The organism is Thermomicrobium sp. 4228-Ro, assembly GCF_026241205.1.
Lineage (GTDB): Bacteria > Chloroflexota > Chloroflexia > Thermomicrobiales > Thermomicrobiaceae > Thermomicrobium.
Genome location: NZ_JAPFQM010000001.1, coordinates 1,422,419 through 1,438,000 on the forward strand (window position 1 = coordinate 1,422,419; position 15,582 = coordinate 1,438,000).

The 15,582-nt window shown below is 63.7% G+C and carries 11 protein-coding genes and 1 CRISPR repeat array (1 of these 12 running past the window's edge); of the genes, 6 read left to right on the top strand and 5 right to left on the bottom strand.

Translation table 11 applies throughout. The features are described 5' to 3' along the window. Nucleotides 1–3,516: a CRISPR direct-repeat array (repeat unit 30 nt; unit sequence GTTTCGACAGTACCTATGAGGGCTTGAAAC) (it extends 4,718 nt beyond the left edge of the window). 464 nt (nucleotides 3,517–3,980) lie between these two features. The 3 genes from OO015_RS06765 (at nucleotide 3,981) to OO015_RS06775 (ending at nucleotide 6,083) form a co-directional block, all read left to right on the top strand. Next, a complete protein-coding gene (locus OO015_RS06765; RefSeq protein ID WP_265940472.1) occupies nucleotides 3,981–4,133 on the top strand; it encodes a hypothetical protein in 153 nt (50 codons plus the stop codon). A gap of 469 nt (nucleotides 4,134–4,602) precedes the next feature. Further along, nucleotides 4,603–5,133, top strand: coding sequence for a hypothetical protein (locus OO015_RS06770; RefSeq protein ID WP_265940473.1), 531 nt, complete (start codon nucleotides 4,603–4,605; stop codon nucleotides 5,131–5,133). Between the two features lie 404 nt (nucleotides 5,134–5,537). Continuing rightward, the gene (locus OO015_RS06775; protein ID WP_265940474.1) at nucleotides 5,538–6,083 is read left to right on the top strand and encodes a VUT family protein; all 546 of its coding nucleotides are present in this window, start codon (nucleotides 5,538–5,540) and stop codon (nucleotides 6,081–6,083) included. Nucleotides 6,084–6,214: 131 nt separating this feature from the next. Here OO015_RS06775 and OO015_RS06780 read toward each other — a convergent pair whose 3' ends face one another. Next, nucleotides 6,215–7,420, bottom strand: coding sequence for an RDD family protein (locus tag OO015_RS06780; protein WP_265940475.1), 1,206 nt, complete (start codon nucleotides 7,418–7,420; stop codon nucleotides 6,215–6,217). A 142-nt stretch (nucleotides 7,421–7,562) separates the two neighbouring features. Between OO015_RS06780 and mutL the strand changes: the two genes are divergently transcribed. Then, on the top strand, nucleotides 7,563–9,290 hold the full coding sequence (gene mutL / locus OO015_RS06785) for a DNA mismatch repair endonuclease MutL (RefSeq protein WP_265940476.1): 1,728 nt from the start codon (nucleotides 7,563–7,565) through the stop codon (nucleotides 9,288–9,290). On the opposite strand, the gene OO015_RS06790 is transcribed toward mutL, so the two are convergent. From OO015_RS06790 to OO015_RS06800, 3 genes are all read right to left on the bottom strand, one after another. Beyond that, nucleotides 9,287–10,021, bottom strand: a complete 735-nt coding sequence (locus OO015_RS06790; protein ID WP_265940477.1) for a response regulator — start codon at nucleotides 10,019–10,021, stop codon at nucleotides 9,287–9,289. The genes mutL and OO015_RS06790 overlap by 4 nt on opposite strands. 37 nt (nucleotides 10,022–10,058) lie before the next feature. Next, the gene (locus OO015_RS06795) at nucleotides 10,059–11,114 is read right to left on the bottom strand and encodes a sensor histidine kinase (protein ID WP_265940478.1); all 1,056 of its coding nucleotides are present in this window, start codon (nucleotides 11,112–11,114) and stop codon (nucleotides 10,059–10,061) included. Between the two features lie 149 nt (nucleotides 11,115–11,263). Beyond that, complete coding sequence (locus OO015_RS06800; protein ID WP_265940479.1) at nucleotides 11,264–12,109, bottom strand: deoxyribonuclease IV; 846 nt, start codon at nucleotides 12,107–12,109, stop codon at nucleotides 11,264–11,266. Nucleotides 12,110–12,202: 93 nt separating this feature from the next. Between OO015_RS06800 and rfbD the strand changes: the two genes are divergently transcribed. Next, nucleotides 12,203–13,039, top strand: a complete 837-nt coding sequence (gene rfbD, locus OO015_RS06805) for a dTDP-4-dehydrorhamnose reductase (RefSeq protein WP_265940480.1) — start codon at nucleotides 12,203–12,205, stop codon at nucleotides 13,037–13,039. Here rfbD and OO015_RS06810 read toward each other — a convergent pair. Then, nucleotides 12,968–14,749 carry a cellulase family glycosylhydrolase gene (locus OO015_RS06810; RefSeq protein WP_265940481.1) on the bottom strand — a complete coding sequence of 594 codons (1,782 nt, stop codon included), beginning with the start codon at nucleotides 14,747–14,749 and terminating at the stop codon, nucleotides 12,968–12,970. The two genes, rfbD and OO015_RS06810, sit on opposite strands and share 72 nt — an antisense overlap. A 108-nt stretch (nucleotides 14,750–14,857) precedes the next feature. Between OO015_RS06810 and OO015_RS06815 the strand changes: the two genes are divergently transcribed. Further along, a complete protein-coding gene (locus OO015_RS06815; RefSeq protein WP_265940482.1) occupies nucleotides 14,858–15,574 on the top strand; it encodes an HAD family hydrolase in 717 nt (238 codons plus the stop codon). Nucleotides 15,575–15,582: the final 8 nt, after the last annotated feature.

Consider the following 15,582-nt stretch of genomic DNA (forward strand, 5'->3'; position numbering starts at 1 on the left):
TGAAACTTCGTCACCGCGACGCGCGCGTAGCCGCCGCCGCTGTGTTTCGACAGTACCTATGAGGGCTTGAAACTACTAGGAAACCGAGGACGGCAAGGCCAGCACTCATGAGTTTCGACAGTACCTATGAGGGCTTGAAACTAGCGAAGGTGAGGTGAAACGCGGATAAGGTCTCGCGAGTTTCGACAGTACCTATGAGGGCTTGAAACTCGCCTATGAGCCGTACCCGGCTATGACGCGCATTGAGTTTCGACAGTACCTATGAGGGCTTGAAACGACGCGGAACAAGACGAACCATTCCGCCTCCGAGAGGGTTTCGACAGTACCTATGAGGGCTTGAAACGAGGAGTGGCCGAGCTGACGCCGGCGCGCCGGCCGAGTTTCGACAGTACCTATGAGGGCTTGAAACCCGATGCAGAAATCTTCCTCTACGTCGTTGATTCTGTTTCGACAGTACCTATGAGGGCTTGAAACCGAGGATTGTCGTGTCGGGAAAGCGAGTCTTGCGCGTTTCGACAGTACCTATGAGGGCTTGAAACCGTGCCCCTCGAGATGGGTATTGCAGTGAGTGTCGCGGTTTCGACAGTACCTATGAGGGCTTGAAACCTCGTTTCGAGCGTCCGTGCCGCGCTCGGGATCGAGGTTTCGACAGTACCTATGAGGGCTTGAAACCCAGATCTCGGTCACGATGCCGTCGGCGTCGCGGGTTTCGACAGTACCTATGAGGGCTTGAAACGGTCAGCGCCGATGAGGCCGAGCCGGCCGGTGGCTAGTTTCGACAGTACCTATGAGGGCTTGAAACAGGACGGCACGCTCGAACACCTGGTACACCGCCCCGTTTCGACAGTACCTATGAGGGCTTGAAACCAGGACTGACTAAGGTATGCGATGACGAGTCGGCATGTTTCGACAGTACCTATGAGGGCTTGAAACTGGCGATCGCTGGACTGGTCAAGGTATCTGAGGACGTTTCGACAGTACCTATGAGGGCTTGAAACAAGGGAGTCGATCGATGCAGTCGCTCGAGACTCGATGTTTCGACAGTACCTATGAGGGCTTGAAACTCGGAGTCTCGTTCAGCTCTAGGGGAGGGAGCATGAGTTTCGACAGTACCTATGAGGGCTTGAAACTAGTCCGAAGGGGGTTCAGCAATGGTGGGTCGAACGGTTTCGACAGTACCTATGAGGGCTTGAAACTCGTTCAGTAGGGCAGGCGACGACGCAACGACGCAGGTTTCGACAGTACCTATGAGGGCTTGAAACTCATACGACCCATCGTACTTGCCCCCCCTTCGGGCGTTTCGACAGTACCTATGAGGGCTTGAAACCCGGATCGGCAGAACGCAACGCGCAGCGAGCCGGTCGTTTCGACAGTACCTATGAGGGCTTGAAACCGCGCTTGCAGCCGCTCTTCGCGCACTGGGAGCCGTGTTTCGACAGTACCTATGAGGGCTTGAAACCCGTGCGCCGCGCTCCGCTACACCGACCCGGAAGCCGTTTCGACAGTACCTATGAGGGCTTGAAACAAGATTTCTGCATCTTCGCCGTAAAAGATGCGATCGGTTTCGACAGTACCTATGAGGGCTTGAAACGCAGTGGCAACGACAACGGCAGTGGCAACGACAAGTTTCGACAGTACCTATGAGGGCTTGAAACACGACGGAGCGGAGAGCGTGCACAGAATGCAACGGCGTTTCGACAGTACCTATGAGGGCTTGAAACAGTTCATCAACGAACACGACCGCGCGCGCGGCGCGCGGTTTCGACAGTACCTATGAGGGCTTGAAACGCGAAACAAGTTCCGTATGCACTACGCTTGCGAACTGGTTTCGACAGTACCTATGAGGGCTTGAAACTTCCTCGGCCGTTAACCGCATAGTCAGGCTCCTTCGGTTTCGACAGTACCTATGAGGGCTTGAAACTGGCCGGAACGGGCGCCGTCGCGGTCACCGTGGCGAGCGTTTCGACAGTACCTATGAGGGCTTGAAACGCAAGTGTGTTGTCGTCAATCGTCACGTGCCACTCGGTTTCGACAGTACCTATGAGGGCTTGAAACCACGATTCCCGCATGCCAGTAGAGTTTCTTTCCAGCGAGGTTTCGACAGTACCTATGAGGGCTTGAAACGTGGGAGGTTCGGGACATTCGACGCCGGGTACTGCTGGTTTCGACAGTACCTATGAGGGCTTGAAACCCGCTTCACGCGCCTCCGCGTACCAGCGGAGGCCCTCGGTTTCGACAGTACCTATGAGGGCTTGAAACGCGGCCTACGCGTCGTTCCGCGGCAGTCGAGACCGGGTTTCGACAGTACCTATGAGGGCTTGAAACGGAGCACTGCGCTCGTCACAGTCAGTGCGGTCGCCTGTTTCGACAGTACCTATGAGGGCTTGAAACCACAAAAGTTCGTCAGTCCGAACGGGACCCCACCCACCTGTTTCGACAGTACCTATGAGGGCTTGAAACCCCGCCGCGACCGGTGCGCCCGCCTCGGCTCGCTCACGTTTCGACAGTACCTATGAGGGCTTGAAACTAGTACCAGGTGCGCTTCGTCTGCTTCGCCATGGCGTTTCGACAGTACCTATGAGGGCTTGAAACTCTATCCTCGCATTTCTGCTCGAAAAGGCGTTGAGTGTTTCGACAGTACCTATGAGGGCTTGAAACATGTCGTGCTGGTGGTCGCCATCCACCGTACCGTACAGTTTCGACAGTACCTATGAGGGCTTGAAACGTGACCCGTGGGGCGAGAATCCGTGGGTCACGGCAAGTTTCGACAGTACCTATGAGGGCTTGAAACTGGTCCGCATACTCAACGGACAGAAACCGAGTCGTCGTTTCGACAGTACCTATGAGGGCTTGAAACCTTGTCCGAGACTCTCCGTCCGAACCAACGTTCGAGGTTTCGACAGTACCTATGAGGGCTTGAAACGTGGAGATGGCGCAGTTTCCGCGTCTCGGTGCGGAGTTTCGACAGTACCTATGAGGGCTTGAAACGGGAACCAGACGCCTTCGACGATATCGAGCGAGCAGGTTTCGACAGTACCTATGAGGGCTTGAAACAGTCATGCTATGGTCGATGAAGGGAGTGAGGTGAGAGTTTCGACAGTACCTATGAGGGCTTGAAACGTAGTCTTCGACGACCTGGCGCGCTCGCTCGTCCGTGTTTCGACAGTACCTATGAGGGCTTGAAACGACGGACAGGAGAGTCCCGATGCCTAGCCGCTGGCGTTTCGACAGTACCTATGAGGGCTTGAAACCCCGTTCAGGTCGTCGAGGGCCCGGGTGTACTCGGCCTGTTTCGACAGTACCTATGAGGGCTTGAAACTTCCTCCTCCGTGCGCGGGAGCGCATGGAGGAGGTGGTTTCGACAGTACCTATGAGGGCTTGAAACCGCGCTTGCAGCCGCTCTTCGCGCACTGGGAGCCGTGTTTCGACAGTACCTATGAGGGCTTGAAACGCAGTGGCAACGAGCAACGGCAGTGGCAACGACAAGTTTCGACAGTACCTATGAGGGCTTGAAACACGAGCAGAGTTCGTCGACGTGCGACCACCTCCTCGTGAGCAGTACCTGTGCGCGCTTGCAAGACGCCGAGCAGAGCGCTTCAGTCCTCACGCAGTGACCGCTGGGAAGCGTTTCGACAGCAACTATGACGGCATCAAACGAGGCTGCCTTGGGTACGACTTCGGTGAGGCGTCTGGATACCGCGTTCGACAGTACTTGGCTTGGAGAGTGCGGCAAGAGGACAGGAGGCGACCCTGATGGCTGCGAGGGCCGTGGCCATCTCCAGTCGACGACGAGGATCTGGAGTGGGGGTTGGAGCAGCTGGAGAGCCGGTACAAGCTGGAGGTCACAGACCGCGAAGCGGTACTCAAGCCGAGCCAGCGAACTCACCGACGAAGCGTACCAGCAGCTCAAATGGGAGCTGGCTTCCAAAGTGTCACTGGACGCAGTCGACGGAGGCTGCGTCGCTCTGGCAGCAGTGGGGATGGCTCTCGAAGAACTGGGGTACGCTTTCGTGGCGGAGGACGGGTTTTCGGCAGCGGAATCGCAAGCTGTCGTCACCTACACTAACTGGCTTGATCTGGATCTCGACGAGTACGAGGAGATGCTGGAGGAGGGGACACTCGAGATCGAGTGAAGCGAGAGGCAACGAGGTGGAGCAGAAAACGCCAGGCAGAGCGCCTGGCGTTTTCTGTCAAGAGGAGGCGAAAGTGGGGTGCACAACGGAGAGGGGACTAGCCGCGGGTCGAGAGCCGGAGCCGGGAAGGTGCCGGGTGGGGGTGCCTGGTTTCGACAGTACCTCTGAGGGCTCGAAGCAGTGCTTCGGTGGTTTGCGTTGTGGCATCCTACCAGAGGTTTCGACAGGTGCCGCCGAGGGCGTGAAACAGTCGGACCAGGAAGGGCTTCTGCTCGGCGCGGACAGTTCTGACAGGACCGTTTGCGGGCTCGAAACCTGCGGGGACTGTCTCGTGAGTCGGTGGTATCGCAGTGTCGGTAGCACCCGCGGATGTTCGCGCTGGGCAGCGGGCTCTCGGTCACTGAGCGGAAACCGGTCTCGTCGAGGAGCGCTCCGCCAGCCGCGTGCCGGGTTCGAGTGAGGGAGGGCGATGACTCCGGTGAACAAGGTTCCGTCCCTCCATGAGCACGGGCTCCCTCTGGAGGTGCACTGGGATCGTATCGCCGAGACGGTGCGGCACTGCCTGCAGCTCGATGCACCCTTCCCACCCGAGCAGCTCTGGGTGATCGCACCCGATGGCGGACTGCGCGGGCACTACCGCGGTGATGACAGCTCCGTACGGGTACCGTTTCACGAGCTCGGGAAGCTCTATCAGGCTGTCTTCCTGCACACGCACCCACCTCGGTTCGGACCGAACGTTTCCGACCTCTATCTCGCGGCGATCGCGTCGTCCCCGCTCCTCGCCGTCATTGCCGGTGACCAGGCCCATCTCGTCTTCGTCTGGCACCGGAGTGCTCCTGGCCTGGTGGGCGCACAGATCGCGGCGGCGGGGGAGCTTCGCCCTGCGCTGGAGGCAGTCGGCGGGCGGTGGCTGCAGTGCCCCACCTCGGAGATCACCAACGCCATCCGGCGCGATGTCGCCGGTCTCTGGGAGGCGTTCGTGCGCGCTCTCGCGTGGTGAGCAGGCGACGGTGACGAGCGTCCGCGGACGAGGCTCCGCCTCGTGCGCTGCTCCCGCCTGGGCGGCGCGCGCTCGCAGGATGCGGCCCGAGCGCATCGCCGTGCGAGACGAGTCCTACCCGCGGGTCGGCGAGGGGAACGAGAGGACGCGTGGAGGTCCGCGATGTGGCCCGCACGCTGGACGGTGCGTCGCCAGAACCAGGCCGTCGCAACGGCTTCCCGCGACGAGTGCAACACGGCTCGATGGGGTCGCGTCCGCGCGTGCGGCGTTCTTCCCTCCAGGCGGACGCCGATCCTGAAGGGGATACGAGCTTGCCGCAACATCGGCTAGAATCGGGTCGTGTGCGTTGCCTGGCAGTCGCCACGCTCACGAGCCGTCGAGTCCATCCTTCGGGGGTAACTGCGATGACGCTGGTGGCGATCGCGATCTATCTCCTGGCCGTCGTCGTCGCCAACCTGGTGATGACCGCGGCGACCGGTCTCCCGCTGCAGCAGTTCGTCGTGGTCGATGCGGTCGTCTGTTTCCTCTTCATCGCGGTCGACCTGGTCGTGCGCGATGCCTTGCACGAGCGTTGGGAGCGCTCGGCGCTCTGGCCACGGATGCTCGCCCTGGTCGGCGCTGGCTCTTTGCTTTCCTTCCTGCTGAACGGTGCTGCTGGCCGGGTCGCGCTCGCCTCTTTCGCGGCATTTTTCGCTGCCGGCTTGACCGATACCGCCGTCTATACGCTGCTCCACGGCCGCCCGAGACTCGTCCGCATCAACGCGTCGAACGTGGCGAGTGCGCTCACCGACTCGCTCGTCTGGCCGCTCATCGCGCTCGGTTCCTTCGTCCCGCTGGTGACGGCGATCGAGTTCGCTGCCAAGGTCGGCGGTGGGGTGCTGTGGGGGTTCCTGCTCGTCCGCACGCTCTGGCCAGCATTGCGCCGCACCGCGGCGCGGCCGAGCGGCTGATGCCAGGGCTCCTGGGGTCTGCCTGGACAGGAACCGGTGCGGTCGCCGCGGAACCAGGGGCACCGACCGGATGCGACGCCCGCAGCTAGATGACGCACAGGCCCCTCGCTGCATGGATGCCGAGGGGTACTTCAGTTCCTCGGCTGCGTCCCGTCGGTGACGACCCAAACGTTCGCCGCCAGGTCGTGCAGTCCGCGGCGGTCTGCCCGGGAGAGGGCCGGCCACCAGGGGAGCAGCAGGAGCCACCACAGGAGAACAGCGACGATCGTGCGACCGAGCGCCTTCGCCTGACCGGGCGGACGGCCGGTTTCGTCGACAGCTCTGATCGAGACCGCTCGCATCCCGATCGTCGCTCCCCAGCGGCCGACTGGATAGATCCAGAAGCCATACACCAGGGCGAGCGGCCCAGCGAGGGCGAGGAGTCCGACGATCGTGTCGTACAAGGTAGCATCCAGCAGGATTATCCCCTGTGCCGAACCGGTGAAGAAGAGCGGCGCAACTGCCGTACCGAGACCGAAGGCCGCAAGGAAGGCGACAGAATCGATCACCCAGGCGACGAAGCGCTGGAGAACCGGAGCTGGCTGACCAGGGATGCTCGGTGGCACGGTCTGCGAGGGTGCCGTCTCGGTACGCCGGTGCGTGGCACTGTGCGACACTCCTGCGGGTTCGGACTGGCTCGCTCCAGCTGCTGTTGCCCACAGGCGCGCGGACAGGAGCGGATCGACCAGTTGCTCGAGGAGCACCTGCAAGCGGGGCGCTGTGGGACCCTGCCTAGCCTGTTCGGCCAGCCAGCAGAGGTCGTCGAGGCGGGAGCGGAGGCGGAGCGCGTCGTCCGAACCGCTCCGTTGCGCGGTGGCCAGCGAACGCTCGATGCGGCCGAGACGTTGCCGGTCGTTACCCTGCGCCCGCAGCCCCAGTGTCCGCAGGAGCGGCGCGAGTTCTCCGGTCGCCTGCTCGCGCGGAAGCCACCAGGTCAGCTCGGTCTCCAGCGGGACAGTCAGCCAGAGGCGCAGACGCGCTTCCTCGAGCAGCGCGTTGTCGGTTCCCGCTGCGCTCCGGCGCAGGCTGCCGAGCGCAGCGGCCAGGAGGCCCAGCGCGTCGGGACCGAGCGCGAGCCGCAATGGCCGCTCGCCCCAGCGTGTCGCGCTGAGTTCCTCGCGCACGGCTGCCAGCAGCCCGTACCCGGTGATGCGCACCCAGGTGGCATACGGCGGTTCGTCTCCGGTCGCCTCGACGAGTTCGGCCGCCCGGACGATCAGGTGTTCCAGCGTCGGCACGAGAATCTTGACCGCGACCACGTGACTGATTTCGACGGTCACCGGCAAAGCGCTCGCCATCGTGCGGGTCCTCGAATCCGGTGGGAAAACGCTTCCCGCGGTACAGTACCAGAGAATCGTTCGTCGCGCAAGCGGGAGTGGGCCGGTCGGACGCCTGACGCCGGGTGTCCTCGCGTATACTCCCGCGTGAGGGGTGGAGACGATGCCGATCGTCCGACTCGACGAGGCGACGGTTCGACGGATCGCTGCCGGCGAAGTCGTCGAGCGCCCAGCGTCGGTCGTCAAGGAGCTGGTCGAGAATGCACTCGATGCGGGTGCTCGCACGATCCGGGTCGAGGTCGTCGCCGGCGGGCGCGAGCTGATCCGCGTGCAGGACGATGGCTGTGGGATCCCGGCCGAGGAACTCCCGCTGGCTGTCGAACGGCACGCGACGTCCAAACTCCGCCGTTTCGAGGATCTCGCGCGGCTGGCGAGCTATGGCTTCCGGGGCGAGGCGCTGGCAGCGATCAGTGCGGTGAGCGATTTCGAGATCGCCAGTCGGCCGTCCGAGGCGAGTCATGGTGGGCGCTTGCGCGTCCGCTTCGGCAAATCCGGCCGAATCGAGCCGGTCGGGATGCCCGTTGGGACCATCGTGACGGTACGCGATCTCTTCGCCAACGTGCCAGCCCGGCGGCGGTTCCTACGGCAGGACGCGACCGAAACGGCATACATTCACCGCGTACTGGCTGCGCTGGCACTGGCTCGCCCAGATGTCCGGGTGGAACTCGTCGTGGATCGTCGTACCGTCCTCACGACGCCAGGGAGTGGTCGGCTCGTCGATGCACTCGCTGGTGTCTACGGCGCGGAAACCGCTGCCAAGATCGTCCCGCTAGAACCCACCAACAGTGGCGATGTCGTGGTGCACGGTGCGATCGGACTGCCGGTTGTCGCACGGGCCAACCGGCAGGCGCTCTTCGTGCTGGTCAACGGGCGGTGGATCGAGAGCCGGACGCTGGTGGCCGCAATCGAGCAGGCCTACCACACGCTCTTGATGGTCGGGCGGTACCCGATCGGTGTCGTGGCGGTCTCGCTGCCACCAGATCGGGTCGATGTGAACGTGCATCCGACCAAGCGCGAGGTGCGCTTCGCTGACGAGCGGGTCGTGGCAGCAGCGGTACACGAGGCAGTGCGGCGGACACTCTTGTGCCATCTTCCTACGCAGCCGCCCCCGGCGGTCACCTTCAACCCGCTCGAGCAACCGGTTGTCCAGCGACGACTCCTGGTGGCTGACCCCTCTCGTGTGCCGGTTCCGGCGCCCCTGCCATCCTCACCGACTGCGAACAGCAGGGAGGCTTCAGCCGGCGCGTCGCCGGCAGAAGGACGCTTGCCGGTCCTCCGCGTGCTCGGCCAGGTGCGTCAGTCGTACATCATCGCTGAAGGCCCGGATGGGATGTATCTGATCGACCAGCATGCTGCGCACGAGCGGATCCTGCTCGAGCAGTTGCTCGAGCAGCTGGCGACGCGGGGAGTCGAGCAGCAACGATTGCTGGAGCCGCTGGTACTGGAACTGTCACCGCAGCAGCTCGAGGCGAGCGAGCGGTACGCGGGTGACCTGCGGCAACTCGGCTGGGAGGTCGAGCCGTTCGGCGGGGCGAGTGTCGCAGTACGGGCGGTACCGAGGGTGGTGCAGCGCAATATCGAGCGCGTCCTGACGGCCGTGCTCGACGACCTGGCCAGCGGTGGGCGCGGGACAACGCCGCTCGAATGTGTCGCGATCAGCACGGCCTGCCACTCAGCGATCCGGGCTGGGCAGGAACTCTCGCTCCCGGAGATGCGAGAACTCATCCGCCAGCTCGAACAGTGCCGGGCGCCGAATGCGTGCGGTCACGGTCGCCCGACGGTCGTCCATCTCAGTACCGAGGAACTCGAGCGGCACTTCGGCCGGCGCTAGCGGCGTCCTCGTTCTCGGAAGCTGGGAGCCGATCCGGGTAGGCTGTCCTCCGTATCCTCGAGCTTGATCCAGCCGTGACGGAGCGCGTAAATGACTGCCTGTGTCCGATCGTTGACTGCCAGCTTGCGCAGGATCGAGGTGATGTGGTTCTTGACGGTCTGGTCGCTGATGTTGAGGGCCTGGGCGATCTCTTTGTTACTGTAGCCGCGTGCCACGCAGTCCAGGATCTCGATCTCGCGGGGTGTGAGCGGTGAGAAGAACCCGCTCGAGGTGCGGTCGAGTCGCGAGAGCTCCCGGAACTGGTCGAGCACACGCGAGGCGACGAAGGGGCGCGAGAGCACCATCTCGTTGATGAGATACTCGCCGCGCGCCACCCGCGTGATGGTGTCGATCAACTGATCAGGTTGGATGTCTTTCGTGCAGTAGGCGGACGCACCGGCACGAATGGCGTTGAAGAGCTGCTCGTCGTCCTGGTGCATGGTGAGGATGATCACGCCGGCCTGAGGCTGCCGGCGCTTGAGCGCGCGGGCGACCTCCAGGCCGTTCATTCCCGGAAGACTCAGATCGACGAGAATGACATCGGGTGAGAACTCGTCGGCGAGCCGCAGGGCCTCGCTCCCGTCCGAGGCTTCTCCGACCACGACGAACTGGGGATGTTGCTCGAGACTCCAGCGAATGCCGCTCCGGAACAACGGGTGATCGTCGACGATGAGGATATTGATCGGACTCATGTGCGCCGCTCCTTACGGTTCTGTGCCCGCATGCCGGTCAGCTCTCTCCTGCCCGCAGGCTCGTTTGCTGCATCGCGCTGACTGCGAGGGGAATCCGGAGCCGGATCGTCGTCCCCTGGCTGGGCTGGCTCTGGATATCGAGCTGGCCACCGACGAGTTCCGCACGCTCGCGCATTCCCTGCAACCCGAAGCCACCACTGGATGTCGGAACGACTGGTTCGGGCCGGAAGCCCTGGCCGTCGTCCGCAACTTCGATAACTATTTCGGACGGGTGCGCCGAAATCCTTAGCCAGCAGTGCCGCGCGTGGGAATGCCGTTGCACGTTGTGCAGTGCCTCCTGGACCACGCGGAAGGCGGCGAGCTCTTGCTCGGGCGTGAGCGGTGGTAACGCTTCAGGCATCTCGACGTGGAGTTCTGCCGGGAAGTTCCGCCGTAAAGTGTCGAGATAGAGCGTGACGGTGCGAAGCAGGCCATGTTGCTGGAGCGTGGTGGGCTGCAGCGCGAACATGAATTGACGGGTCTCGCTCAGTCCCTCGCGTAACGTCTCCTCGACGCGCACGAGTTCCTGGTGCAGTGTCTCGATCTGGACAGTGCCCCGCTCGATCAAACGTGTCAGGTACTGCACGGTGAGAATCGCGTTGGCGAGTACCTGGGCAGGTCCGTCGTGGATCTCGCGTGCCAGCCGGCGCCGTTCTTCTTCTTGCGCACGCACCATCGCTTGCCGCACCAGGAGATCTTTCGCAGCGTCGAGATCGGGGAGCCGCTGGTTGCGGCTCAACTGTTGCCGGCTGACTGCCAGGAGCTGCAGGAAGCCAGCGAGTTGTTGACTGAACGCTTGTGCCTGAACGAGTACTCCCGCCAAGCGATCCTCCGCCGCACGCAAGTCAGCGAGATCGTCGGGGCCGAGCGATCCAGCTGCATCCATCAGGCGCTCTTCGATGTGGAGCTGAAGCCGGACCCGCTGTTGCTCGAGTTCACTCGCCAGCGCATCCACCCGCGTCCGGATCGCTCGAAGCTGGTGCTCGAGCGCCGTGATCGCGTCCTCAGCTTCGTGCACGAGGTCAGCCAAAATCTGTGCGATCTGGTCTCGCACGAGCCCCACCGCTCTCTGGAGGTGCCGACTCGACGGCCGGAGAGGGCTCCGGATGGCGGAACGCACTGCTCACGGTTACCGCCGCTGCTTTATCATACCACTTTCGGCACCAGTCCCTCGAAGCACGCGATCCGCTTCGGGCAGCCCGTTCACTGTTCGACGAGGTTGCGCAAGACGCGGAGGTTCTCCACATCCTCGTGGAGATCCGGGCTCTTCTCAGTTTCGAGCAGCCCGGGATGCTCGCGGAAGCGGGGATCGTTCACCAGCAGCCGGAACCCATCGAGGCCGATCTTCCCCTGGCCGATATGCTCGTGCCGGTCGATCCGCGAGCCGAGTTCCCGCTTGGAGTCGTTGAGGTGGAAGACGAAGAGACGCTCGAGGCCGAGGATACGGTCGAACTCCTCCATGGTGGCTGCATAGCCTTCCGGTGTGCGCAGCTCGTAGCCGGCTGCGAAGACATGACACGTGTCGAAGCAGTAGCCGATGCGTTCTGGCTCGCGCACCCGCTCGACGATCGCCGCGAGGTGCTCGAAGCGATAGCCGAGGCTGGTTCCTTGGCCGGCCGTCGTCTCCAGGAGCGTCATGACGCGATAGCCGGGGAGGTCGGCGTGCAAGCGGTTCAGTGCCTCGGCGACGCGTTGGATACCGTACTCGAGTCCTGCCTCGCCGAAGGAGCCCGGGTGCGTGACGAGATACGGAATCCCCAGGACTTCGCAGCGCTCCAGTTCCTCGCGGAAGGCAGCGATCGATTTTTCCCACAACGTGTCGTCGGGACTCGCAAGGTTGATGAGGTAACTATCGTGTGCCACGACCGGGATACCGAAGCGGGCTGCCTTCTCCTTGAAGCGCTCGATCTCGTCCGGCGAGAGTGGTCGAGCCTTCCATTGGTTGCTGCTCTTCGTGAAGAGCTGCACCGCCTCGCACCCGATCTCGATCGCCCGGTCGATCGCCCGGTCGACTCCACCCGCGATCGACATGTGCGCTCCGAACCGCATCCGCTCGCTCCCTCCTGGCTTCCCGCAGCCGGCCTTCGTTTTGCACACGCTATAGTAACCTGTCGGAGAAGGTGGCGAGCACGGGGAGTAGGTATGCGTGTCCTCATCACTGGTGGGCATGGGCAACTGGGACGCGCGCTCGTGCGCACCGCACCATCGGACAGCGAGGTGGTCGCGCTCGGCGCTAGCGACTGCGACGTCACTGACCCAGTGGCAGTGCGGGCAGTGCTGGCGCGCCTGGAGCCCGATGTCGTGTTCCACTGTGCAGCCTGGACCGATGTCGATGGCTGCGAGCACCATCCCGAGCGGGCCTGGCGCGTCAACGCGCTCGGGACACAGCATGTCGCGGCAGCCTGCTTCGAGGCGGGGGCGAGGCTGGTCTACATCTCGACCAACTACGTCTTCGATGGCGAGCAGGACGAGCCCTACCACGAGTTCGCCCGTCCGCATCCATTGAGCGTCTATGGGGCCAGCAAGCTCGCCGGTGAAGAGGCAGTGCGGGCGCTTTGCCCGCAGCATGCGATCGTCCGGACAGCGATGCTGTACGACGCGACAGGGCGGAACTTTCTGACCACCGTGCTCAGACTCGCGGCCGAGCAGCCGCGCTTGCGCATGGTGGCAGACCAGTACGGGAATCCGACCTTCGTCGACGACCTCGCTCGCGCGCTCTGGCAACTGGTGGAACGTTCGGCTGCTGGCACGTTTCACGTCGTCAACGCGGGAAACGCCTCCTGGTACGACTGGGCGCAGGCGATCGTGGAGACGCTCCAGCTGCCGGTCGCGGTGGAGCCGATTCCGGCGAGCGAGTACCGGCGTGCTGCCCGACCACCGCGCAACGGGACGCTGGTGAGCCTGGCTCTACCGACTCTCGGAATCGAACTCCCGGACTGGCGGGACGCGCTCGCCCGCTGTCTGGCACGTCGCGATTGAAGCGGTGGTAAGCCGATGGGTGGTCGCTCGCTCCCGCGCTGGCAATGGGTGCCGCAGCGTCCAGGCGAGGGAAGCGACGTTGGCCACCAGGGTAAGGGTGAGCAGGCCGAGCACCAGCGGTAAGAGGTCGAGTATGAACGGCCGCCGTATCACGTGCGCCTGCAGGATGCCGCCGCGCGCGTCCTCGGCAACGATGGTCAGGGTATGTGGTCCATCAGACAACCCTTCGGCGACGGTGAGGCGTACCGGCGTCGGACCGCTCGCCTCGATCCGGCGTGGTGCAGCGTCGTCGACCTGCACGGTGAGGCGCGTGCCGGGCAGCAGGGTGAGGTCGAGGCGTGGACCACCGAAGGGGAAACGGAGTCGTGCCATCGGCGCGGTCGGGACGAGGGCAGTGCCGTCCGGCGTGTCCTGGAGTGTCCAGTTGGCGTCCGTGGACCAGTACCGGCTGCTCGCTGGGTAGATGCCGGTCCAGGCCCGGTCGAGTACTGGGCGCGCACGAGCGAGCCAGTCGTAGGCCGGGCGTGGGGTCAGGTCCCACTCGACGATAGCGAAGCCACGAGTCGGGTCGGCCCAATTGTCGGGATCGTCGGGTGGGAGCCACCAGCGGAAATACCAGACGCAGAGGACACCCATCCACGGCCACTCCCGCTGGGCGCGGAGATACCCTTCGTAGAGATAGCGAGCCTGTTCCGCGAGCGAGACCGGTCGACCCCATACGGAAGGCAGCCCCTGCCAATCGGGCGGGAAGGCGACCCAGTTGTACTCGGCGACCCAGAGCGGCTTGTCGCCGTCACCGTACCGCTCCATGATCTCGCGCGTCTGGATGACTCGGGAGAAGTTATTGCGGGTGAAATCGACTCGCCGGTCAGCCGGTGGGTAGCCATAACCGTAAACCATCGCGCTGGCGATATCGAAGTACGGAGCCGCACCGGCCCGATACATCCCTTCGAGAAAGAGCAGGTCGCTCAAGTTCTCCGGCCCTGTCTGGTCGGTCGGCGCCAGTCCCGGCATGAGGACGAGCACGTTCGGGTCTGCTTCCTTGGCGGCACGGTAGGCCAGCGCGAGCAAGCGCGTGAAGGCGGCCGGATCGATCGGCTGGCAGCCCCATTCATTCCGTAAGTTCGGCTCGTTCCAGATCTGGACGTACTTGATCTGCCCGCGGTAGCGGGCGACGACAGTGGCAACGAAGCGTGCGTAGTCCTCGTACCGGGTCGGTGGGCCGTCCGGGCACTCGTCGAGATGCGGTTGCCCCGCACGCGCCCAGCGGGGTGGCTTGTCCAGCCGGGCGATGATCTCGAGGCCGCGCTCGCGAGCGAGGCGGACGATCCGGTCGTACTTTTCCCACGTGCTCATGCCCCATTTGGCGTCCCAGAAGACGCCGGGCTCCGGCTCGATTTCATACCAGAAGAACGGCTGGCGGATGTAGGTGAACCCGGCAGCGGCGATCATGTCGAGCATCCGCTCGACCTTGGCCGGATCGGGCTCGGCCTGCAGGAAGGTATTGACGCCGAGCGGGTTGACGTCCGTGAGCGGAATCGGGTTGCCCTGCTCGCCCGTCTCGATACCGCGGGTGACCATCCGATGCGCGAGGACACTTGCCGGTATCGCGACGACGAGGCCGGCGATGACCAGCCCATGCAGGAGAACGAGCGCCCACTGGCGCCATGGCTGTGGCGATCGCTTCCATCGCTCCGACCAGCGTCGCATCGTCCCCTGCTCTCGACGCCGCCCAAGAGGATACCGAGGGAACAGCGAGACACGGTATCGTTGATCGCGTCTCCTCGGTCACGTACGCTTGGCGGTGAGGAGATCGCGATGCCCATCCGGCTCATCCTGTTCGATCTCGACGATACCTTGTGCGACCATGCCCGGTCGTTCCGGTTACGCGTCGAACGGGCGATCAGAGCTATCCCGCCGGAGTACGTGCAACTTCCGGTCGAGACGATCGTCGAGTTCGCACTGAGCCAGCCGAGTCACACCTGGGAAGCGGTTCGAGTAGCGTTGGAACGTGCCGGCGTGAGGGAGCAAGCGCTGCTCGAGCGCGCGCTCGCTGCCTACTCGAGCGACCGGTACTACGGGTTAGAACTGTTTCCCGATAGTGTACCGGTCGTGTGGGCTCTGCAGCAGCGGGTATTGACTGGCCTGGTGACGAACGGCCCGAGCGAGATCCAGCGAGCGAAGCTGGAACGGCTCGGCATCGCGCGGTTGTTCCCGATCGTCATCGTTTCCGAGGAAGTCGGTGTCGCCAAGCCGGAGGCGACGATCTTCCACCTGGCCCTCGCCCGAGCCGGTATGCGGCCAGAGGAGACGCTCTTCATCGGTGACCATCCGGTCAACGATGTCGCGGGAGCAGCGCGGGCTGGTCTGGTCAGCGTGTGGTGCAATCGCTCCGGTCGGGAATGGAACGGAGAACTGCCGCCGGCCGTCACGGTTCGCTCGCTCTGGGAACTCTATCGGCTCGTCGAGGCGTGGGCGAGCGGGAGCATGCCGGAACCGCAACCCTGGAGAGCGACCGTGCGCGGTACCGACTGAGGCTCGGG